Source organism: Oleiphilus sp. HI0067, from assembly GCF_001635735.1.
On sequence record NZ_LWFI01001036.1, the window covers coordinates 1 to 1,454 of the forward strand.

The 1,454-nt window shown below is 45.5% G+C and carries 1 protein-coding gene; it reads right to left on the reverse strand.

Annotation, left to right across the window (positions count from 1 at the left end; genetic code table 11):
- Positions 1-84: 84 nt before the first annotated feature.
- Positions 85-1,454 (reverse strand): tetratricopeptide repeat protein (locus A3739_RS14240; RefSeq protein WP_156502595.1); only part of this gene is annotated, 1,370 nt, incomplete at its 5' end.

The window sequence follows — 1,454 nt, forward strand, 5'->3', positions numbered from 1 at the left end:
TGTAGGCCTACCTGTTCATGACAACGATCAATAAAGATAACGTCTAGCGCTCTAGTTCAAGAAGCGAAATCATTTACCAACACTTTAAAGCGCGGCGACTTTCTTTTGCAGGAATTGATAACGCTTGTATTGTGAATGCTGTTCAGGGATATGGGCGACGTTTTCGAGGCACTGCGTACAGCGACTAACCAACTGACCAAGCGCTCCTTGAGTTTCGATCATCTTGAGTGTTACTTGGACAATATTAAGATTTAGCGCAGGATGCTTAGGCGTGCATTCCAAAGCATCATTGAATGATTCAATCGCAGCTTCCAAATCACCTGATTCAAAAGATTTAATCCCCGTTTTATTGAGTTTTCTTGCTCGCACTTTAGCTTGAAGACCAACAGGCTCATCTATCAACTCGTTAATAGACTTGATCATAGAAGCATTGTCTTGCTCCGCAGCGGCTAAACTAGACAACAACCCTTCTGCCTCTTCAGTCTCACCCATGCTGTAGAGTGTTCTTGCGTACTCTAGCTGAGTCGCTGAATCAAGCTCTTGGTCAGAGATTAGTTTTTTTGCTTTTGCAAAAATCTCATCAGACTTTCGGTGATCCCCTTGACCTTGATAAGTCCGTGCCTCTATCAACGCAGCATTCATTCGAACGGTCGGATCATCCTTAAATTTCTTAGCGACTCGCCCCATCACCTGAACAGCTTCCTTTGCGCGTTTCTTACCGAGCTCACTTGTGTCGCCGTCTGCCATATCAGACAAGCAACGACCAAGATTCAAGTAGTTCTCTGGCTTATCATGAACTGAGTGAAAGCCAAGTTTCATTGAGGCTTTATAAGCACCTGCGGCCCCTTCAATATCACGATTATCAGTGCAAACTTCGGCTAGTTTTTGTTGACGATTGTACGCGTGCGGCGATATTCCCACGGCGTCTTCTAAAGTACGCTGTGCATCGCGCGGTTGATTCATGGACAAATACGCATCCGCTAATTCATCATATGCTTCGATGACATTCGGATTGACATCTAAAACTTGCGTAAAGTCATCGACCGCTCCTTCTACCTCGCCGACAGCTGCTTTAACTCGCCCCAATCCAAGCCGCGCCCAGCCGATGTCACGCTTCGTCAAAACGTCATTGTAGATCTTGCGCGCCTTTTCCATCTCACCTTCGTGATAATACAAGTTTGCGAGCGTTCGAAGACACCACAAAATATAACGAGTTTCACGCTTTATCTCTTGTCCCAATAAAGCAATGGCTTTCTTAGAGTCGCCCTCATCAATCGCTGCATTGATCGGCTTGAGCACTTCGCTCTGCTCAATAAGACGATCCATTCTCTCCTGAAGAACAGACTTGGTAAGCGGCTTTGTAATATACCCATCCGGAAGATATTCCAAAGCGCCCATGACCATGTCTTTTGAAGTCTCTGCCGTCACCATCACAAAAATGCCAGTATGTTTAA